Annotated in this window: 17 protein-coding genes; 6 read left to right on the top strand and 11 right to left on the bottom strand. The window is 62.7% G+C overall.

Annotation, left to right across the window (positions count from 1 at the left end):
• Positions 1–53: 53 nt before the first annotated feature.
• Genes peaD through qhpG form a run of 5 tightly spaced genes read right to left on the bottom strand, consistent with a single transcriptional unit; the run spans position 54 to position 5,766 of the window.
• A complete protein-coding gene (gene peaD, locus AC58NV_RS13655) occupies positions 54–1,133 on the bottom strand; it encodes a quinohemoprotein amine dehydrogenase subunit beta (protein ID WP_497227617.1) in 1,080 nt (359 codons plus the stop codon).
• 13 nt (positions 1,134–1,146) lie between these two features.
• A complete protein-coding gene (qhpC, locus tag AC58NV_RS13650) occupies positions 1,147–1,470 on the bottom strand; it encodes a quinohemoprotein amine dehydrogenase subunit gamma (RefSeq protein ID WP_497227616.1) in 324 nt (107 codons plus the stop codon).
• Positions 1,467–2,891, bottom strand: a complete 1,425-nt coding sequence (peaB, locus tag AC58NV_RS13645) for a quinohemoprotein amine dehydrogenase maturation protein (RefSeq protein ID WP_497227615.1) — start codon at positions 2,889–2,891, stop codon at positions 1,467–1,469. Before peaB ends, qhpC begins: the two co-directional genes overlap by 4 nt.
• 17 nt (positions 2,892–2,908) lie before the next feature.
• A complete protein-coding gene (peaA, locus tag AC58NV_RS13640) occupies positions 2,909–4,432 on the bottom strand; it encodes a quinohemoprotein amine dehydrogenase subunit alpha (RefSeq protein WP_497227614.1) in 1,524 nt (507 codons plus the stop codon).
• Entirely contained in the window at positions 4,408–5,766 is a 1,359-nt protein-coding gene (gene qhpG / locus AC58NV_RS13635) for a flavin-dependent monooxygenase QhpG (protein ID WP_497227613.1), read from the bottom strand. Before qhpG ends, peaA begins: the two co-directional genes overlap by 25 nt.
• A gap of 160 nt (positions 5,767–5,926) precedes the next feature.
• Between qhpG and qhpR the strand changes: the two genes are divergently transcribed.
• Positions 5,927–6,982: an AraC-like transcriptional regulator QhpR gene (gene qhpR, locus AC58NV_RS13630; RefSeq protein ID WP_497227612.1), complete on the top strand. Its 1,056-nt coding sequence runs from the start codon at positions 5,927–5,929 to the stop codon at positions 6,980–6,982.
• Positions 6,983–7,338: 356 nt separating this feature from the next.
• Here the strand turns inward: qhpR and AC58NV_RS13625 are convergent, their stop codons facing one another.
• Positions 7,339–7,803 (bottom strand): Lrp/AsnC family transcriptional regulator, encoded by a 465-nt coding sequence (locus AC58NV_RS13625; protein WP_497227611.1) that lies wholly within the window; start codon positions 7,801–7,803, stop codon positions 7,339–7,341.
• A gap of 102 nt (positions 7,804–7,905) precedes the next feature.
• Between AC58NV_RS13625 and AC58NV_RS13620 the strand changes: the two genes are divergently transcribed.
• The 4 genes from AC58NV_RS13620 to AC58NV_RS13605 all read left to right on the top strand — a co-directional run bounded on the left by AC58NV_RS13620 (position 7,906) and on the right by AC58NV_RS13605 (position 11,995).
• Positions 7,906–8,955 (top strand): diaminopropionate ammonia-lyase, encoded by a 1,050-nt coding sequence (locus tag AC58NV_RS13620; RefSeq protein ID WP_497227610.1) that lies wholly within the window; start codon positions 7,906–7,908, stop codon positions 8,953–8,955.
• Positions 8,956–8,977: 22 nt separating this feature from the next.
• Positions 8,978–10,027, top strand: a complete 1,050-nt coding sequence (locus AC58NV_RS13615; RefSeq protein ID WP_497227609.1) for a TRAP transporter substrate-binding protein — start codon at positions 8,978–8,980, stop codon at positions 10,025–10,027.
• Positions 10,028–10,125: 98 nt separating this feature from the next.
• The gene (locus tag AC58NV_RS13610; RefSeq protein WP_366660980.1) at positions 10,126–10,662 is read left to right on the top strand and encodes a TRAP transporter small permease; all 537 of its coding nucleotides are present in this window, start codon (positions 10,126–10,128) and stop codon (positions 10,660–10,662) included.
• A 1-nt stretch (position 10,663) separates the two neighbouring features.
• The gene (locus AC58NV_RS13605) at positions 10,664–11,995 is read left to right on the top strand and encodes a TRAP transporter large permease (protein ID WP_497227608.1); all 1,332 of its coding nucleotides are present in this window, start codon (positions 10,664–10,666) and stop codon (positions 11,993–11,995) included.
• A 137-nt stretch (positions 11,996–12,132) separates the two neighbouring features.
• Here the strand turns inward: AC58NV_RS13605 and AC58NV_RS13600 are convergent, their stop codons facing one another.
• The 4 genes from AC58NV_RS13600 to AC58NV_RS13585 form a co-directional block, all read right to left on the bottom strand.
• Positions 12,133–13,164 carry a GlxA family transcriptional regulator gene (locus AC58NV_RS13600; protein WP_497227607.1) on the bottom strand — a complete coding sequence of 344 codons (1,032 nt, stop codon included), beginning with the start codon at positions 13,162–13,164 and terminating at the stop codon, positions 12,133–12,135.
• Positions 13,165–13,168: 4 nt separating this feature from the next.
• Entirely contained in the window at positions 13,169–15,133 is a 1,965-nt protein-coding gene (locus AC58NV_RS13595; protein WP_497227606.1) for an ABC transporter permease, read from the bottom strand.
• Complete coding sequence (locus AC58NV_RS13590) at positions 15,130–16,161, bottom strand: quaternary amine ABC transporter ATP-binding protein (RefSeq protein WP_497227605.1); 1,032 nt, start codon at positions 16,159–16,161, stop codon at positions 15,130–15,132. Before AC58NV_RS13590 ends, AC58NV_RS13595 begins: the two co-directional genes overlap by 4 nt.
• 70 nt (positions 16,162–16,231) lie before the next feature.
• On the bottom strand, positions 16,232–17,176 hold the full coding sequence (locus AC58NV_RS13585) for an ABC transporter substrate-binding protein (RefSeq protein WP_497227604.1): 945 nt from the start codon (positions 17,174–17,176) through the stop codon (positions 16,232–16,234).
• Positions 17,177–17,362: 186 nt separating this feature from the next.
• Here AC58NV_RS13585 and AC58NV_RS13580 point away from each other — a divergent pair, with 186 nt between their 5' ends.
• Positions 17,363–18,055, top strand: a complete 693-nt coding sequence (locus tag AC58NV_RS13580) for a response regulator (RefSeq protein ID WP_497227603.1) — start codon at positions 17,363–17,365, stop codon at positions 18,053–18,055.
• On the opposite strand, the gene torS is transcribed toward AC58NV_RS13580, so the two are convergent.
• On the bottom strand, positions 18,028–20,958 hold the full coding sequence (gene torS / locus AC58NV_RS13575) for a TMAO reductase system sensor histidine kinase/response regulator TorS (protein WP_497227602.1): 2,931 nt from the start codon (positions 20,956–20,958) through the stop codon (positions 18,028–18,030). The two genes, AC58NV_RS13580 and torS, sit on opposite strands and share 28 nt — an antisense overlap.
• Positions 20,959–20,963 lie beyond the last annotated feature (5 nt).

Genomic DNA, 20,963 nt, shown 5'->3' with positions numbered 1-20,963 from the left:
CCGGGCGACAGCACCGCCGCCCGGCTGGGAGGAGAGTTTGGCCGCAGGCCCGTTCATCCCTGCGGCACGACGTGCAAGGTGGAGACCGACATGTCCCCGCCGGAAGGCATTCGGATCTCACCCACGCGTTCCAGCGTCTCGCTGTCATAGACACCGATGTCGTCATTTGTGCCCGCGACATAGATCTCACGCCCGTCGCTGGAGACGTTGATGACGTAGTAGGTGTGCGGCAGGTCCACCCGCTTGACCAGTTCCTTGGTCTCCAGGTTGTGCTTGGACAGCTGAGTATAGACGCCATAGAGATGCTTGGGATCTGTCGCACTGCGCACGGCGGAGAACATCAGCACCTCGAAGGAGGCGAAATCGGCGATCTCCGTCTCTCCGGTGGTGAGGTCAACGGACTGATATCCCCAGACAAAATCCGCCAGCTCCTGCTGGGTTTCATCGGTAAAGACCGCCGCGGTGTACATCAGCAGCATCTCGTCGTTCTGGCTGCCGGTGGGCCAGAACGCCAGCACATCCGGCGGGCTGTAGGTGGGGCGGTCCCAGCTGGCATTGGCAATCGCCACCTCGGTCTCGCCGTTCGAGGGGTCCACCCGGTAGATCTCATGCCCGGCGACATAGACCTGCCCGTTGCGGTCGCTCGCCATCAGGGTGGAACGGCGCGGCGCTTCGAAGGTGGCGGACGGCTTGGCCTCCAGCCCGGCGCCAGCGCCATAGACGGCAAACTCCGGCTGCATCACCTCATAGCGGTCGGTTTTCTTGCGCACGGGATTGCGCACCGTGTAAATCTGGCTGCCATCCTTGGACACCGCCAACGAGGCCAGCGAGCGGCGGGTCACGTCGCCCTCTGACTGGGCGGCGTGAAAGACCTTTTCGCAGGTCTCGATATCGACCCCGACCACGTCCTGCCAGTGGTTCAGCAGCACATAGGCGATGCGGTTGTCCGGCGACATCGCAATGACGCCGGGCGTCACATTCGCCCCCAGGTCGCAGTCGGCTTTGACCGAGCGGTCCTCCGCATCAAAGACATACAGGTTCGAGGGCCGGGCCACCGTCACCAGAAGGTCGCCAGCGGCCAGCGGCAGGGCTGAAGCGCAAAACGCAGCAGCAGCAAAAAGCGCGGATTTCATGATGCGGGTCTCCTCAGGTTTCGGCGTCGGTGGGATAGGTTGCACCAAGCGCGCGCCAGTCCTTGGCGGCATTGGGCGCGCCCTCGTCCCAGTTCTGGTGGTTGACCATGATGTCGGGCACCTGGGCGGGCCACCAGCAGGGGTCGGAGCAGCCGTAAAGATCCGCCTCCATCGGCTGGCACAGGGCGGCCAGGCCGCCAAAGGGGTCGACCTCCCAGCCCGGATCGAATGTGGTGGCGCAGCCTGCGGTCACGGTCTGCATTGCGCGGACCTCTTCCATCTGGCCTTCGGCCGCAGCCTGCTGAACGCGTTCGGCTTTCTGATTGAGCGGTTTCATTTTCCAAACGCCCTCCTCGGCGCAACATGGTGGTGAAAGAACTGCGGTGCCTGGGCGATCAGCCGGGCATAGGCGGTGACGCCAAAGTCGATCCAGTCGCGCATCAGGTCGCAGTAGTGGTAGGTCGGCATCATCGGGTCGCTGAAATGGGCATAGCTCTCATGGTAGCAGCCGCCCGCGCACAGATTGCGGATCCGGCAGGTGGCACAGCCCTTCTCGGTGCGGTCAGACCGCGCCTTGATGAAGCCCGACAGCTCCTTGCGCTTGATGCCCTCATCGACGGTGCCGAACTGGTCCATCTCCGATCCGGTGAACCGGTGGCACAGGTTCAGCGCGCCATCGTGGTTGACTGCCAGCATCCCCACCCCGGCGCCGCAGGGCAGCGCGTTGGAGCGCCCCTCGTAGAGGTCGTTCATCATCTGGTGCATGTTGGAAAAGCCGATGTTGCGACCCTCGAGTGCCTCCTCGACATAGAGCCTGCCCAGGGATTTCATCCCCTCGAACACCTCCAGCAGCTCGGCGCCATAGAGGTTGAAGGCATCCATCTCGCCCGAGGTAACCGGCGAGAAGCCGACCTCGGCAAAACCGATATCGTTCTTCAGATGGTCCCAGATCTCGACGATATTGGTGATGCCTGCGGTCAGGGTGACACGGGCGCCCACCGGCTTGGATTTATACCGCGACAACAGCAGCCGCGCCTTGGCCGCCACGGTGTCATAGGTGCCCTTGCCGCCCACCGTCTTGCGGTTCAGATCATGCTGCGCCTTGGGCCCGTCGATCGAAACCGTCAGGCCAAAGCGATGTTCGTCCAGCCAGTCGATCAAGGGCTCGGTCAACAGCGTCGCATTGGTGGTGAGGCTGAAGTTCACCTCCTTGCCAAGCGCCGCGAAATGCGGCTCGGCCCAGTCCACCACCTGCCGGATCAGCGGCAGGTTCGACAGCGGCTCACCACCGAAGAACACGATGTTGTAGCTGTCCCGGTCCGGGTTCTCGGCCAGCAGCATCTCCGCCGACTTCCGCGCCGTCTCAAAGGCCATCTTCTGGCCTTTGGACGGCACCGCCAGATCCTCCTTGTAGCAATAGGAGCACGCCAGGTTGCAGCCGGTGTTGACGTTCAGAACGATGGTGGTCAGCGGGAAGGTCTCGATCTCGATCGGCGGCCGTTCCGGCTGCAGCGGGCGGCCGTCGTTGACGATATCCAGCCGCACCAGCCCGTCGAGCCGCGCCGCCGCATCCTCTGCCGCGAACCGTGCCTCGAACTCGTTCATTGAGAACGCCTGCTCCTGCGCCGCGTAATCCAGGATGTCGCGGTCCACCCTGTCCATCTCGAAGATCGAGGTGGTCGGCACATGGAACAGAACCTCCCGCCCCTCGACCTCAACCCGGTGCGCATTGGCCGGCTGATAGTGAAAGTCTTTCATGGTCTATCTCCCCAGTCTCAGCGGATCGGCGGGTCAATGAAGCGCTGCACGGTGACGATCAGCATCGCCTCCGCCTGCTGGCCCATCGCCTCAGCCTGCACTGTCAGCTCACCCGCGTTGTTGGCGCTGAAGGGACGGTCGGGATTGGGGCCGGCAATGGCGGGCATAAAGATACCATTTGCCTGCATCTCGCCTGCAAATTCAGTGTCTTTCATGTGGGCTGCATGCTCATGTGCGTTGGCCACGGTCCACTGCGCCTCGACCCGGCCGATGCGCACGTCATCCTCGGTCCCGGCCTCGCCGTCGGGGCCGTTCCACATGCCGACCGCATTGAAATAGGCAGGCACCGCTGCCGGGCCTTCATCGCTGCCGCCGCCCACGCGGGCGATGGTGAACTCAGGCTCCACCCGCAGGCTGTCGACAGAGGTGTAATGGGCGATCTGCCCTTCAGCCCCTCCCGCGCTGAAGGTGACAACGCCGTTGCCCTCCGCCGCCAGCGATAGCGCCGCTCCAAAGGTGTTCGCCGTGGCCTCACCGGCAGAGGCGTCCAGCCCGTCCAACCCTGTGCCAACCACCTGTACCTGCGCTTCCCCTGCCGGAACGGCAGAAGGAACGGTGCCCAGGATGACGCTGCCGGCCCCGTTCCGGACACCACTCAGCGGCGCGCCCAGTGCGTCGTTATTGCGGTTGAACTGGCGGCCTTGAAGGCTGTTCCCGTCTGCCGACAACGCCAGCACCTGGCGGTAGGCGGTGCCGCCAATGTCCAGATTGGCGCGCCATTCATAGCCTGTGTACAGGTTCATCTGCCCCGACGCCGGATGCGCGGTGCCGTCCGCCGTCACAAACTCGCCGCTGACCTGATAGGACGAGGCATCGCCCGTGACCGTCAGCTTGCCATAGGCCTCACCGATGCCGGGCAGGTCGGTCATCACCACCCAATCGCCCGCCACCGGCTGCTTCTCCGCCGCCTGCCAGTCGGTCCAGGCGGCAGTCTCCAGCGGGTTCTGTTCGGCCAGGTAGCCTGCGATCTCGGTCCGGGCGATCTTGTACCACTCGCGATCGCGGCCAAGCGCCTGGTATTCGATGGTCGGGAAATGGCCGACATGGAAGTCCATGTGCAGCTCCCATTCCTCCGCGGTGCGGTTCTGCAAGAGCCCCCGTGCGCCGGTATGGCAGCGCGCGCACATCGAGGCGAAGGGCTCGTCAAAGCTTTCCTGCGCGTTCGGATCTTTCTCCAGCGCATAGCGGAAGGGCGCGGCCTCCGACGGCGCCAAACCTTGCGTGTCCGCCAGATGCTGCACGATGGCGCGGCGGTCCTCGGCGCTGATGTTCAGCCCATGCGCCTGCTGCATCCGGACGATGGTCATCATCCAGCCCTCGGGCGTCTTGCGCTGGCCGCTGATCCGGCTCAGCCCGTTTTCCTCTGCCGTGTGGCAGCTGGAGCAGGTGTTCTTCAGCAGCTCCTCGCTGGCCATTGCCGGCACTGCGCCCGCCGCTGATATCAGAAGTGCAGCCGTCAGGCCGCGGGGTCGTAGTTGCATGGATCAGTCTCCCTGTTTTCGGTGTCCCTGGGGATCTGCGCCCCCTCGGTGAAACCTTGCGATAAAAGCCATTGATGGATGGCCCGCGCCGCTTGCGGCGGGGCTTCGGGCAGAACCGCGCTGTGAAAGCCGGCCGCGTCCGGCAGCGGCTGGCCGCTCAGGCGGCGCAGCAGCGGCACGATCTCCTGGCCGGCGGCAAAAGCCGCACCGCCCGGGGCATCGCGCGTGATCAACACCTCGCGCCGCGCCAAATACCCGTCCTGCACCACCACTCGCATCGCGGTGTGAGGACGGATGTCCATATCATGGGCTGGTGCATCGTCCGGCCAGGCCGCGCGCTGTTGCCAGAACGGCGTCTGAAACCCCGCCTCGCGGTAGAAATCACGGCCGACCCGCGCCTGCCTCCAGAAGGTCTCTGCCACCCGGTTGCGGTAGAACTCGCGGGCCAGTGCTGTCTTGCCCTCCAGCAGCGCACGCGCGATGGGCACCGCCATCAGCGCCGAGGACATCGCCCAGAACATCCCGTGCCCCGAAAGGGGGTCCAGCGCTACCGCTGCATCACCCAGCCGCGGGCAGCGCGGATCCAGATCCGGCGCCGCCAGCCGCGGCGCAATCGCATGAACAACGGGGTGGCGGGGCAGCGGGGTATCTCCCAGCACGGTCTCCCACAGCGCTGTCACAGCCGCCTTGCCGCCCGTTTTTCCCAGCGCGGCCGCACCGCCCACCGCTTGCAGCCACAGCCGGTTGCGGCCCACCGGAACCGACCAGACCCAGCCATCGGGCCGCGCCGCGATCCACGGCGTCTTCATATCTCCCGCCTGCGGCGGCACAAACCCGGCAACGGAGATCGTGTCCGGCCCCACCAGCTCAGCCCGGCTCCGATCCGAACTCTGGCGCGGTGCCCGTCGGCCGCGGGCCTCAAACAGCAGCCGGGCGGAAAGGCATTGGCCATCGGCCAGGCGGATTTCACCGGCCTCCGGGCGCACGCTGGACACCGGCGCAAAAACAACGCTGACGCCTTCGGCCCGCGCCGCCTCCAGAAGCCCGGTGTCAAAGGCGCTGCGGTCGGCCAGATGCTCGCTGTTCTGCCCGCCTTGGAACGCGCCCCAGCTGACATGGCGCTGGGCCGCGGGGCCGATCCCGGCCAGCGGCAGTCCGTGCCGCGCCAGGATCGCGGCAACGCGGGCGGACATGCCCTCGTACTGGAGCGTGCGCGGCGGCAGGGTGGCCAGCGCCACGCGGAACCCGGCCCGCGCCAGCAGAACCGCCGCCACCGACCCGGCCGGGCCGCCGCCTGCAATCGCAATATCAAAGGTGCCGGTTTGAGGTGCCATTTGCCTAGGCTGCCCCGCCGGGCCGCCCCTTGTGGCGGACACGTCCGGACAACAACCCGACATTTCCGGACAGATTCGGCCGCCTGGGCCTCGATTGCGGCAATTTTTCTCGAATGGCGGATTTTTGCAGTATTCTGGCGCAATCCTGAGGAACCGCGCGATGCCACACACCTACCAACCCCGGATTTCCGCCTCTACCTTGAACGACCCGCTGCGGGCCGTCGAGTTCTTGAGCGGCGATGCGGGCCCGGTATTCCGCAGCGCCGGGATCGCACCTGCGGACCTGAACGGCGAGATCGGCTTGAAGAAGTTCGTGGACTTCTGCGAACACGCCTCGGACATCCTGAACCTGCCTGATTTCGGCTGGCGGGTTGGCTCTGTCTTCGACCTGCAAAACCTTGGTGAGGTTGGAGATTTCATAAGCCAGGCACCAACACTCGGCGCGGCCTTGTCGCTGTTCCGCAATGCATTCCCAATTGTGCAAAGCGACTCTGAATTGCGGCTGACGGTGGAGGAGGGCAGGGCTGCACTGACCTACCAAATCCTCGACACCCGCATTTGGCCCCGGCGGCAGGATGCGGAGCTGACGCTGGCTGTGTTTCATAACCTGATACGGTCTGCTGCAGGGCCGGACTGGCGCCCGGAACTGCTGTCGCTGGAGCACGAATCAAGCGCCCTGCAAAGCCGCAGCACAGCCGGGCCGCGCTGTCCGGTGCAATTTGCAGCACCCTCAAACACGCTGGTGTTTCACGCCAGCTTGCTGGACCTGCCGCTTTCCGTGGGCCAGAACCGGGCGTTCAAAGAAGCGTCACAGCGGATCATCAATTCGGCACGGCAAAGCGAGCGAGCCGCACCGGTCACTGTGCGGGTGCGCCGCGAGCTGCTGGCGCGGATCGGCCGCGAAAGCTTTGAGCAGACCGCCATCGCGGCTGCGCTGGGCATGTCCCGGCGCACCTTGCGGCGGCGGCTGGAGGATGAGGGTCAGAAGTTTTCCCGCCTTCTGTCGGCCTGCCGGATGGAGATAGCCAAGCGCATGCTGCTGGCCCCGGGGACCCAGCTTCATGAGATATCTGATTGGCTGGGATATTCAGAGGTTTCCGCCTTTGAACGCGCCTTCCGGCAGCAGGAGGGGGCTACCCCGAGCCAGTTTAGAAGGCGGGTGCCCACCCGCCTCTTGCAGGCCAGTCCGGATGACCTGGAAATGGCACCAAAGTGAGTCCAGCCTCCGAAATGGATTGTTTCTGAAGACACTGCCCGCGGTGGGGGGCTCTCATTACTGAACGGTGCAGGAGACCATTTTCGGTGAAGGCAGTTGGAGCTGGGAAATATTCCGCATAGTAAAAAAAACACCTTCAAGCGGTTCCATTTGGAATCTGTCTGCCCTATCCGCTCGGCAAGCGGCATGCTCAGCTAGACCTGAATCGTACAAGAAAGTTCGCTGCAATATTGCCGCGGATTTCTTTTTCGCGCTTGCTGGACCGTCAACAAGTTTTAGGCATTGTCCACTAAAAGCATCTTGCAATCCAACGGGGATGCCGTGGGCAGAGATTGCCTGCCTCGATACGAGGCCGCTCAAATCGGCAGCGCCATGCCCACCTTGGTGCGCTCCATCGCAACCGAGGTGCGGAACCGGCGGACATTGGAGTTCTCGAAGAACAGCCGGTGGGTCAGGGCCTCAAAGTCCTGCATGTCCTGGGCGGTGCAGATCAGAATGAAATCAGCGTCCCCGGTCACATAGTAGCATTGCTGCACCTGGGGGTCGGCCTTGGCACGCTTGCGGAAGTGATCCAGCTGATCCAGCGACTCGCGGTCCAGTTCGACCAGAACTACAAAGGTCATCTTGTAGCTGAAGCGGGTCGGGTTTAGGATTGCGACCTCCTGCTGGATCAGATCCGACTCCCGCAGTTTCTTCAGGCGGCGCTGCACGGAGGGGACCGACAGGGAACAATCCTGCGCCAGCTGTTCCAGCCCGATTCGGCAGTCTTTCTGGAGCAGGCGCAGGATGGTCAGGTCGGCGTCATCCAGATTGGTTTTCATGAGTCAAATCCGCCGTTGTTACCATCCCATTAGAGAATTTTTCTCGACCATACCGCTGTTGATGAAAAATTCAAGCAATCGGCCTGTGGTAATTTCCTGGCCATGGAACATACAGAAACTCTCAGCTTTTCTCCGGCCTTCGAGCGCGCTCTGGAATTTTTCCGGGCGCAGGAGAACTACGAAGTATCGCCGCTGCGCTCCTTGCGCGGCCCGAATGATGTCACCGTCCTGGCCAAGGACGAAACCGGCCGGATGGGGCTTGGCGCCTTCAAGGCGCTTGGTGCGCCATATGCCGTTGCACGGATCCTGGCGCAGGCCTGGCAGCAGAAGACGGGCGAGGCGCTGGCACTGGAACGTTTGAAGGACAGCGATGTCCGTGCCTTTGCCGCCGCTCATACCTTTGTCTGCGCAAGTGCCGGCAACCACGGCATGGGCGTTGCAGCGGGTGCGCGTGCGATGGGCGCCAAGGCGCGCATCCATCTGGCAAAGACCGTTCCGGACAGCTTTGCCGGGCGCCTGCGGGAGCTGGGCGCCGAAGTGGTGCGCTCCGGTGATGTGTACGATGAAAGCGTTGCCGCGGCGATTGCCGACGCCGAGGAGAGCGGTGCGGTGCTTCTGGCTGACGGAACCTGGGAAGGCTACACCGAAATTCCGAAATGGGTGATGGAAGGCTATTGCGTCATCGCCGAGGAAATGCGGGCTGAGTTCGAAGCCTCCGGCAACTGGCCCACCCATGTCTATCTTCAGGCAGGTGTCGGCGGCCTGGCTGCGGCCATGGCCTATATGATCCGCCACAACTGGGCGCAGCAGCCCGAGCTGATCGTGGTCGAACCGGAAGCCGCATCCTGTCTTCAGACGAGCCACAAGGCCGGCGCGCCAACCCGTGCTGACGGCCCCGATTCCAATATGGGGCGGCTGGATTGCAAAGAACCCTCGATCGTGGCCTGGCAGGCGCTGGAAAAGGCCGGCGTGTCCTATGTGACGCTGTCGGAGGAAGAAGGCGAGGCGGCTGCCCGCGCGGTCACTGACCTCGGCATCGAAACCACTCCTTCGGGCGCTGCCGGATACGCCGCGCTGTGCAAGGCTGCACTCCCCTATACCCCCGGCAAGGATTTCCGCCCCCTTGTCATCATCTCAGAAGGCGCCGCGTGAGCGGACATCAAAGGACCCCAATATGACCAATTTCACCCGCAAGCTGCTGTCCTCGGCAGTGCTGGTTGCCGGCCTGGCAACCGCTGCTGCAGCAGACACCTGGAAATTCGCCTCCGAAGAGGACAAGGGCGACGTCCAGGACATCTTTGCCCAGGCCTTTGCCGACAGCGTCAAGGAGCAGTCGGACGGCGACATCATGGTGCGCATCTACTACTACGGCCAGCTGGGCACTGAAAATGACATCGTTGAGCTGACTTCCAAGGGCACCGTGCAGTTCGTGTCCGTCGGCACCGGCCACCTCGGCTCCTACGTCCCCGAGGCGCAGGTCCTGGATCTGCCCTATGTGCTGGGCGGCGACACCGATGTGATCCGAAAAGTGCTGACCACCAGCCCGACCATCTATGAAGGCCTGAGCGAGAAGTTCGAAAAGGTGAACCTCAAGCTGCTCACCATGATCTCCGAAGGCGAGATGGCCTGGGGCGCAAACAAGCCGATCCGCTCCCCGGAGGATTTCGACGGCCAGAAGATCCGCACCTTCACCTCGACCATTCCTGTGGAAACCTACAAGGCTTTCGGCGCCAACCCGACGCCGCTGTCCTGGGGCGAAGTCTATGGCGCGCTGCAGCTGAAAACCGTCGATGGCATGGTGAACCCTGTCTACTTCATCTACAACGCCAAATGGCACGAAGTGCAGGACTACCTGATCTTCCCGGGCCAGCAGCCTTATGTTGGCACCGTGTCGACTAACAGCGACTGGTTCAACGCCCTGCCGGCCGAGCAGCAGGAGATGGTCCGCACCGCGATCGCAGCAGCGGAACAGGCGGCGCATGACTACCAGATCTCGATCAACGCCGAGAACATGGAGAAGATCAAAGCAGAGCGCCCGGACTTGGAAGTTGTCGTGCTGACCGAGGAAGAGCGTGCCGTGTTCGAAGAGCTGAGCACGACGCTGCATGAAACCTTCTACACCGTTGTCGAGAACGCTTACGGCGACGCAGAGAAAGCCAGCGCCCGCGACGGCGCCAAGGCGATCCTGGAAGGCGTGCTCGCAGACGTCGCGGCCGCCAACTAATACGGTTTTCTGAAACTGGAGGGCGCGGCTTCCCGGGGAGGGAGGACCGCGCCTTTCCTTGGAGTGCGCGTCCCCGGCGGCGCGCGGGGGAGAGAGAAATGAAAACCCTGCTGCTTGCCCTGAGCAAAGGCACCGAACTCATCGAAAAGACCGTCATCATCCTGGCAATCCTGCTGATGATGCTGAATTCCACCGCCAACGCCATTGGCCGCTACGGCTTTGGCAAGAGCTTGTTCTTCTCGGAGGAGCTGAATCAGTTCCTGATTGTCGCGGTGACCTTTGTCGGGTTCGCCTATGCGGTGCGCAAGGGGCGCAACATCCGGATGACCGCTGCCTACGACACCCTGCCGCCGCGCGGGCGCAAGATGCTGATGATGCTGATCACCTTCACCACCAGTGCGCTCCTGCTGTTCCTGGCCTACCAGGCGGTGTTCTATGTTCTGGAAATCAAGGCGGTGAACCGGCTGAGCCCGGCGCTGCAGTTCCCGGTTTACATCATTTATGCGGTGATCCCGGTCGGCCTGGCGATGGCAGGGCTGCAGTACCTGATCGCGTTCCTGATGAACCTCACCCACGAGGGCACCTGGCTTTCATACGAAATCAAAGACGGCGAAGCCGAAGAAATCGGGGTCTGATATGGATTTTCTGAACGATATCCTTGCGGGTGAGCTGGATACCTATGTCATCACCGCGGCGCTGGTGGCGCCGATGGTTCTGCTGCTGTTCCTCAGCTACCCGATGGTGGTGCCGCTGGTGGCGGCGACGCTGATCGGTCTGGTCCATTTCTCGCAAAGCGACACCGGTGTGGTGATCCAGCAGATGGTGACCGGGATTTCTCCCAATGCGCTTATTGCGGTGCCGATGTTCATCCTGGCCGCCGACATCATGGCGCGGGGCCATACTGCCAACAACCTCCTGGGACTGATCCAGGCTTATGTGGGCCACCGCCGCGCTGGCCTGCCGATCACCGCCTGTATTGCCTGCACGCTGTTCGGCTCGGTCTCCGGATCGACCCAGGCTACGGTGGTGTCGATCGGCCAGATCATGCGGCCGCGGCTGCTCAAGGCCGGCTACAAGGACAGTTTTGTCATGGCGCTGATCATTAACGCCAGCGACATCGCCTTTCTGATCCCGCCCAGCATCGGCATGATCCTTTATGGCACTCTGGCCAATACCAGTGTCGGCGAGCTGTTCATCGCGGGCATCGGCCCTGGCATCGTGCTGGCGCTGCTGTTCTCGGTCTACTGTTACTTTTACAGCGTTTGGCAGGGCGACCTGATCTCGCTGGTTCCCAAAGCCTCTGGCGCTGAGCGGCGGGCGGCGATCAAGAAGGCGATCCTGCCGCTTGGTTTCCCCGTTCTGATCGTCGGCGGCATTTATTCCGGCGCGGTGACGCCAACCGAGGCGGCGTCCTTCTCGGTGCTTTATGCGCTGATTGTGGAATGCGTGATCTACCGGGAGTTGAAGCTGGATGACGTGCTGGATTCCGCTCTCAGCACCGGGCTGATTACCGCTGTTGTTTTCATCCTAGTGGGCGCAGGACAGGCTTTCTCCTGGTACATCTCCTTTGAGCAGGTGCCGCAGGGGCTGCTGGAGCCGCTCAATCTCGACGGCGCTTCGCACGAATACATCCTGTTCATCATTGCGCTGTGCTTCTTCGTTGGCTGCATGTTCGTCGACTCGCTGGTGGTGCTGGTTATCCTGACGCCGATTTTCGTGCCGATCATCGACGCCTCCGGCCTGGATCCGGTGCTGGTGGGGGTCATGATCACGCTGCAGATGGCGATCGGATCGGCAACGCCGCCGTTCGGATGCGATATCTTCACCGCGATTGCGATCTTCAACAAACCCTACTTGCAGGTAATCCGCGGCACGCTGCCGTTCTTCCTGATCCTAGCGCTGATGACTGCGCTGCTGATCTACGTGCCCGGGATTGCCCTGTTCCTGAGGGACTTTGCGGCCTTGTAGAACCGGGATACAAGCCTTCCAAAAAGGCGGAGCGTTTGCTCCGCCTTTTTTGCTGTGCCCGGATAATGTCAATGCGGGCAGGACCGGCACCGCGCAGGGAACTGCACAGGAGCCGGTAAAGCCGCCTGTACCGGTTACTAGTGCATAGCCGGGCTGCCTCGAACCGGCCCGCGGGTATCGGGAAGGTAAGTCTGCTTGCGGTCTTGAACCGGTGTGACGCCGTAGAACTTGCGGTAATGCAGAGTCAGCGTCGAAGAACTGGCATAGCCGACAGCATGGGCGATGTCTGAAATGCTGTCCCAGGAGTACTGCACCATTTGCCGGGCCGCTTTCAGGCGCTGGCGGCGGTAGTATTCGCCCGGGCTGAGACCGGTGGCGTTGCGGAAGCTGCGCTCCAGTTGCCGGGGTGAGATTCCGGCCATGCGGGCGACGTCGCGGATGCCGACAGGTGTTTCGACGTTTTCCGAGAATATGGACATTGCCTGTTTGACCGCTGGCGGCATCTGATCGACGGTGCGGCCGCTTTGCAGAACCGGGACTTTCTGGCGGGTGCCGCCGCTGCGGATGGCAGGGTGCTGGAACAGGCATGCAACCTCATTCATTGCCGCTTCGCCCAATGCGTGGCAGATCAGCTCCAAGCAGAGGTCGAACATCGCCGAAGCTCCCGAAACCGTGTGAACCGCTCCGTCGCGCACGGCCAGCCGGTCCACCGCAGTGCAATCCGGAAAGGCTGTTTCAAAGGCGGTCCGGTAGCACCAGTGGACAGCGCAGCGCCGCCCGGACAGAACACCGCTTCGGGCCAGGGGGAAGACACCGCCGGACACCCCGCCGAGCGTGACGCCGTGGCGGGCCAGGTAGCGCAACCGGCCGGGGCTTGAGACCGGGTCTTCAAATTCCGCTTCCGGGCCGGACAGCAGGAACAGGCAATCCAGCCCATCAGTGTCTGCCAGGCTGGAGTCTGCGGCAAACTGCATGCCTGCGGAAGCAGCTGTCTGCGCGCCGGTCTCAGTCACCAGGGCCCAGGAGAACACCTGATGCCCAGCGATTTCATTGGCAGCCCGAAGGGGCTCCACGGCTGCGGTCAGGCAAGCCATTGGAAAGCCGGGGAACAGCAGGAAGCCGATGCGGCGGAGCGGGGCGGGGCCGAAGTCGCTGGAATGAACGGTCATGGCCTTACTCCAGTCCCAGCGCTTCTTTCTTGGACCGCGCCCAAGTGGTCACCAAGTGGTCCACCATCAGCCCCATAAAGGCGACGGCCAGCCCCAGTACCAGGCCTTTGCCCACATCGGTTGAGGACAGCGCCCGCTGCATTTCCTGGCCCAGATCCTGGGTGCCGATGAAGGCGGCGATGATCACCATGAACAGCGAGAACATCACCGACTGGTTGACCCCGACCATGATGGTCGGCAGCGCCATCGGCAACCGCACCTTCCACAGGGTCTGCATCCGGGTGGCACCGGACATGTCGGCAGCCTCGATCAGTGTTCCCGGCACTTGCCGCAGCCCTTCGATGGTGTAGCGCACCAGGGGCACCGCGGCGAACAGGACGACCGCGCCGACCACGGCCACGTCATTGACGCCGAACAGCATGACCACAGGAATCAGGTAGATGAAGCTGGGGAAGGTTTGCAGGGTGTCGCAGATCAGCAGCGCGATGCTTGCGCGCTTCTCGTTGAAGGAGCCCCAGACCCCCAGCGGGAAGCCCATTACCGCGGCGATACAGACGGCGACGACCACGGTATAGACAGTGATCATGGCGCGGTCCCACCAGCCGGAGATGGCGATGAGGCTGAAGAAGGCCAGGCACACCAGCGCCGAGCGCGCGCCCCCGATAGCCCAGCCTGCCGCCGCCAGCAGCGCCAGCACGGCGGCATAGGGCATCCATAGGAAGGCATCGCGGATCGGGATCAGCACCCAGGTTATCAGGAACCAGCGCAGCCATTGGGTGACCGGGTCGATCAGCACGATGAACCAGTCCGCAACCGCGTCGATCGGCTTGGAAATGGTGAAGGCATCCCGGCGGCCGATCTGGTCCATCAGCGGGATGAATTGTGCCAGCACCAGGCAGGCCAGCGACAGGCCCGCGCCGATCAGCAGGAACTTGTTTCGGACGGCAAAGGAGGTGCCCTTTTCGAAATGCTCGGGCTGTTTGGTCGCCCAGGCCTTGGTGCAGCGGTCGAGCATTACTGCCAGCAGCACGATGGTGATGCCTATCTCAACCGAGCGGCCGATTTTCAGCGCTTGTAAGAGCTGAAGCAGCTTCTGGCCGAGGCCAGGCATGCCAATGAAGCTGGCCAGAACCACCATTGCGAGGCACTGCATGATGACCTGGTTTACACCAACCAGGATCTCGGTCCGGGCGGTGGGGATACGGACATGGCGCAAGAGCTGCCAGCGGGTGGAGCCGCACATGTGGCCGCTTTCGATCACCTCATGCGGAACCTTGCGCAGGCCCAGGAGGGACATGCGGATCATTGGCGGCACCGAGAAGATGATGGTGACAATCGCGCCTGCCTTGGGGCCGACGCCGATGAAGACCACGACTGGGATCATATAGGCGAAATGCGGCAGGCTTTGCGCGATGTTGAGGACCGGATTCAGGATCCGCTCAAAGGTCTTGGAACGCCACGCGAGGATGCCCATGACCAGTCCGAACAAGATCGAGAAGGGGGCGGCGACGACGATAACGGAAAGCGTCTCCATCGCCCATTTCCACTGACCCATGACGGCGATCCAGACAAAGGTGCCGCCAGTCAGCAGCGACAGCCGCCATCCCTGCAGGGCATAGCCGATGACAAAGCCGATGCTGGCAACCGCGGTCCAGGGAACGGGGCCGATGCGGGGCCAGCGGTTCTTGCCATAAAGCAGGTTGGCGGTCACATCGAGCAGCCATTCTACCCCATCTGCAAAGGTGCGGGTAAGGTAAAGAAGGCCCAGGTCATCGCGGACAAAAACAAAGATCGCGTTTATCCAGTCTGCGAAGGGCAGGATCAGCCACTCCGGCGGACGCACCAGCCCTGCGGGCAGAATAGAATTGCCGAGGGCCAGCAGGCAGGCGGCGGCGAAGATAATCCAGCCCGTCCTCGCCCGTGTCCAAGTCTGGGGCTTGCCCGCGAGTATCATTGTCTGGTCTGTCATGATCCTTCTCCCAGCAGCACGTCGAGTGCTTCCTGCCGGTTCATGGCGCCTACCAGGGCGCCCGCATTGTCGGCCACGGGAAGGAAGTCGCGGCTGTCATTGACCAGTAGCCGTGCGAGTTCGGAAATCGTCTGCTTGTCGCCGACCGGTGCGCCTGTCAGGCTGTGGCCGTTCACCTTGCGCGCCAGCACGCCAGCGTGAACCACGCGGGATTTCTCAATTTCCTCGGTGAACTTGGCTACATATTCCGTGGCCGGGTTCAGCACGATTTGGTCGGGGGTATCGCATTGCTCGACAACACCGTCCTTCATGATTGCGATGCGGTCGGCAAGGCGCAGCGCCTCGTCGAAATCATGGGTGATGAACACAATGGTCTTGCCCAGCATTTCTTGCAGGCGCAGGAATTCATCCTGCATCTCGCGGCGGATCAGCGGATCCAGCGCGGAAAACGGCTCGTCCAGGAACCAGATGTCGGGTTCGATAGCCAGGCTGCGGGCGATGCCGACGCGCTGCTGCTGGCCGCCTGACAGCTCGCGCGGGAAATAGTCCTCGCGCCCCGACAGGCCAACCAGTTCAATCACTTCCAGCGCACGTGCGCGGCGTTCGTGGCGGTCCTGGCCGCGCATTTCCAGCGGGAAGGCGACATTGTCCAGCACGGTGCGGTGCGGCAGCAGGCCAAAGCTTTGAAACACCATGCCCATTTTGTTGCGGCGCAGGTCGATCAGCTCTTTCTCGGACATCTCGCCTATGTTCTGGCCTTCGACCTTGACCTCGCCGCCGGTGATGTCGATGAGCCGCGAAAGACAGCGCACAAAAGTCGACTTGCCGGAGCCGGACAGCCCCATGATTACCAGCATCTCCCCCTTGGCAATATCCAGGGAAACGTCCCGCACCGCGGCGATGTAGCCGGACTGGCGTATTTCATCAAAACCCGGATTACCGGTCAGGGACTTCAGGTACTGTTCCGGGTTGGCGCCAAACAGCTTCCAGACGTTCTTGCAGGAAATGACGGGGGTGGCGGCGGTCATGGCTTAACTTTCTTTAGCAAAGACGCCGGGGCAGCAGACCACCCCGGCACACAGGAGGAAGGTGAGGGGCTTATTCGGTCCAGGGCTTCCAGACGTCTTCGTTGGCTTCCAGCCATTCAGCGGCGGCGTCCTCCGGCTCCATCTCGTCAATATCGACCAGCTTGGCCATTTCGGCGATCTGCGGATTGGTGAAGCTGATTTCGGTCAGGGTTTCATAGGCGGCCGGCCACTTGTCCTTCATGCCGTCCCAAGCGGCCTTCTTGAGGTAGCCGTTTGCCGGGTTGCCGCAGTCATAGGTGGCATCCGGGTTCGGCCCGACGGCTGGATCCTTGTCGCAGCCGTCTTCCCATGCCGGGAACTCGACAAATTCACCGGGCCAGACGGCTTCGGCAAAATTCGGGGTCCAGTTGAAGATCACTACCGGTTTCTGGGTCTTTTCGGCCGCGGCGACTTCGGCCCACAGGGCCGATGCGGAGCCCGCATTCACCACGGTGAAGTTCATGTCCAGCGCTTCGACACGCTCGGCGTCATGCTTGAGCCAGTCGACGGGACCGCCCAAGAAGCGGCCCTTGTCGCCTGTTTCCGGAGTGGCAAAGGCGGCGGCGCAGTCGTTCAGTGCTTCCCAGCTCGGTAAGCCGGGGCAGGCTTCCTTGGTCCAGGCCGGATACCACCAGTCCTCGCGGGTGACGGCGTTGTGATCACCGGCGTCGTGGATGCCGCCCTTCGACAGGGCCTCGTTGAAGGATTTGCCGAAGGCTCCTTCCCAGACTTCCAGCTCCAGAGTGACGTCACCCAGACGTACCGATTCATAGACCGCCTGACTGTCGGTCGAAACGTATTCGACGCTATTGCCCATCGATTCGAAGATCTGGCCGACAACGTGGCTCATCACGATCTGGCTCGACCAGTTGTGGATGGGAATGATGATGGGATCAGAGGAGTCCTCAGCCATCGCCATCGGAGCTGCCATCGCCATGGCTGCCGTACTGGCCATCAGGTGTTTCCGGAATTTCATGTGTGTCTCCCTGTTTTCGCAGCCCCGGTCCAGGTGGCCCGAGCCTTTTTTTCTGTTTGAAAGCCGTGCTTTCGGGAACGGAGGCTAGGCAGCAGATGTGAACAGGTCAGCCCGGAGGGATGAACAGGCTGGCTATATATGTTAAAATTTGTTAACTGGCGGGAAAATTGACAGGGCGGGGCCTGCATGGCGCATATTCTGATAATCGAGGACGAACCGGTTACCCGGAGCACTCTCGCCAGCTACCTGGATGCGCAAGGATATTCAGTTTCCCAGGCTGAAACCGCCGAGGAGGCGGAACGGATACTGCAAGCAAGGGACGTTGACCTGCTACTGGTCGACATCAACCTGCCCGGCAAAGACGGGTTGCAGATTACCCGGGAACAGCGGGCTAAATCCGAGATGGGGATCATTCTGGTGACCGGCCGGGATGACGAAGTCGACAGAATAGTCGGGCTGGAGCTTGGCGCGGACGACTATGTCTGCAAGCCGTTCAACCGGCGCGAACTTCTGGCCCGGCTGAAGAATCTGCTGCGCCGCACGCAAGAGGTGCGGCGCCTGGCGCGCCGGGTTTATACCTTCGGCAATTTCCGGTTCGACGTTGCCGCGCGGCATCTGCAAACCGTCGAGGGTGACAGCGTCCCGCTGACCCGGGCGGAGTTCGAAGTGCTGGACATGCTGATCAGCCGGGCGGGCGAGGTCGCGTCGCGCGATGCCTTGATGAGCCGGGTCACGCACCGGCAATACGGCGCCAACCCGCGAACCGTGGATGTGCTGATCCGGCGCCTGCGTGGCAAACTGGAAGAGGAGCCGGCAAACCCGCGGATCATCACCACGGTGCATGGCGAAGGCTATGTGTTTACAGCCCCCTTGGGCTGATGGCCGCAATCGCGCAAGACGCCAGACAGGGCCTCCATCACTTGCGGAGCCAGTGTGTTCAACTCGCGCATGCACTCCGCGGCGGCTGACCGGTGGCCATTGGCGGCAGCTTCCTCCAGTTTTGCAAGGAGACTGGCCAGGTCCTGCTGCCCGAAGCTGCTGGCGGCGCCTTTTGCACGGTGGGCTTCCTTCGCCAGGCGGGCAAGATCCTGCGCCGCCTGGCCCGCGTTCATCTTCTCGACGCTCCTCGGCAGTTCCTGCTGGAAGAGTGCGGCTATTTCTAAGGCCCGCTCCGCTCCCAGGTCCTGTATGTTCTCCTGCATCTGCCGCAGCAGGCTAGCGTGCCTGTCCTGTTCGGGAGGCGCCTGGCGGGCTGACAGGTAGACCGCGCCCTCGCGCCCCTGGGTGACGCTTTGCAGCGCGTTGGCGAGACGTTCCGGGGAGACCGGCTTAGCCACAAAACCATTCATCCCCGCCTGCAGGTGGGTTTCGATTTGCTCTTCCTGCACATGTGCAGAGATTCCGATGACCGGCAGTTTGGACAGCCGCGGGTCCGGCATTGCGCGCAAGCGGCGGGTGGCTTCGGTGCCGCTGATGCCGGGCAGATTCACGTCCATCAGCACCAGGTCGAACTGGTTATCTGGCAGCAGCGCCAGTGCCTCTTCCGCGCTCCCCGCGCATTGGCAGCTGTGGCCCATACGCTCCAGGTACCCGCGCGCGACCATCTGATTGATCTCATTGTCCTCCACGACCAGGACTGACAGCGAGTTCCCGGCCTTTCTGATCGAAGCAGGCGGATCCTCCGGCGTCAGATCCGCAGGGTTGCCGGGGGCCAGCTCAACTGCCAGGGTGAACACGGAGCCGACATTCTTGGTGCTTTCCAACGACAGGCGGGCGCCGATGGCCTGAGCGAAATGCCTGCTGATCGCCAGGCCCAGCCCGGTGCCTCCGAACTTGCGGGCGGTTTCCGTGTCCTCCTGCTCAAATGCCTCGAAGATGCGCGCCTTGGCCTCTTCCGAGATACCCTTGCCGGTATCGCTTACTTCAAAGGTGACCCGGTGGCGCCCGCCGGCGTCGCCATTTGTGCGAAGCCGCAGAATGACCTCGCCTTCATCTGTGAATTTCAAGGCGTTGGACAGGAGGTTGAAGAGGATTTGCCGCAGCTTGGCGGCATCACCCTCCACCACGTCGGGCACCTCCTCCGGCGCGTCGAGCCATAAGGGGACACCCTTGGCATCAGCGCCGGGCCGCAACAGCACGACGATGTCGTTCACCAGTTCGCGCAGCGAAAAAGTTGTGATCTCAGGCTTCAGCGCACCGCTTTCGATCTTTGAATAGTCCAGGATGTCGTTCAGGATTTTCAGCAGGTTCTGGCCGGAAGTCAGCGCCGCCCGCAGACGCTCCATCTGCCGGGGTGGCAGGCCCTCGTCCGAAAGGCTGCGCAGCATGCCCAGCACGCCGTTCATCGGCGTGCGGATTTCGTGGCTCATCATGGCGAGGAATTCGGACTTCGCCTGATCAGCCGCTTCCGCCTTTTGCCGCGCTTCGTCATGGGCTTCGACCTCCTCCTGCAGACGCTCGGTCTGCTCATTCACAAGGGTCTGCAGGTTGTTGCGGTGTTCCCTGAGCTCCTGTTCGTTGCGGTCCCGCACCCGTTCCAGTTCCAGTTTTTCGATTGCTTGCTGGCGGAAGACTTCGACGGCTTCTTCCATGCGGGCGATTTCATCCTGGCCCCGGGGGCGCACCGGATGGTCCAGCTGGCCGCGCATCAGCGCTGCCATGGTTCCTGCCAGCTGGTTGAGGCGGCGGGTGAGGCTGCCGCGCACATAGAACCACAGGACGGCCAGCGACAGCAGGAACCCGGTGATGGCAGCAAACCCGTTGCGCAGCTGTGCCCGCTGAATGTCTGCGGCGGCGGCATTGCCCGAGCTGATCGCCCGCGCCTGCGCCTGATCGGCGACGGCAGAGGCCTCGTCTCCCAGCCGCAGCGCGGTGTTTTGCAGTTCCCGCTTAAGCGCGGTGATGCGGGCCTCAGTGGTCAGAATTCGGGCACGCAGGCCGAATAGGCTGGCGTCGCCTTCCGGCACGGTCTGCAGTTGTGCGGCATAGCCTTCTGCCTGCTGGCGGCGGCCGGGATCGCGGATCGCCTTGATTCGCCGGGCAACGATGTTCAGGCGGCCGGTCAGAGCAGTCTCAATCTCCTTCAGATCAATTTCGGTGCCGGCCTCTTCGATACGGTTGATCAGCAGCCCGATTTCCGCAGTCTGCGACCTGAGTTCAAACATCAGGCCTAGCTGGAACAGGTCAACTTCGATCAGCTTGTCGAGCAAGTCGGTGCGGGCCTGCTCCTCCGCCGGAGAGGAGCCGGGGTTGTAGAGGCTGGATATGACAGCGGTTGTGCCCATCTCCGCATTGGCAACCAATGTATCGGCCATGCTGAGCAGGTTGTTCGCTGCGGTCAGGTTGCGCTCTGTAAGCTCTTTAAGCCCGTTATGCAGCGCAATGCGGGTTTCCACCAATTCACCGAGCAGCGCAAGCACCCGTGCCGCATCTTTCACCGTATCCCGCAGACGGCTGGACCCGGCAATGCCGCCGCGTTCCAGCGCGTTTAGCCGCCGGGTGAGTGCCTCGACCTGATCGGACAGAAACTGCGCCCGGTTCACCCGTTCCGCCTGGGTCGTGACTGCGGCCAGTTCCGGGGCGATGGCAATGATCCGGGTGCTTTCCTCTGCCATGCCGCGTACTTCGGCGATTGCCGGAATGGTTTGGTTGATCACCTCTGCCTGGCGGCGCGCTAGCACCCGCAACTCGACCAGGCCAAGAATGCCGGCAAGGGTCGGCAACCCCGCAATGACAATGAATGCGAGACTCAATTTTCCGCCAAGGCCGAGCTTTCCCAACATCTGGG

This window comes from Leisingera sp. ANG49, from assembly GCF_059694505.1.
Note: the sequence above shows the minus strand (reverse complement) of the source record. Positions and strands in the feature narration are given on the sequence as shown.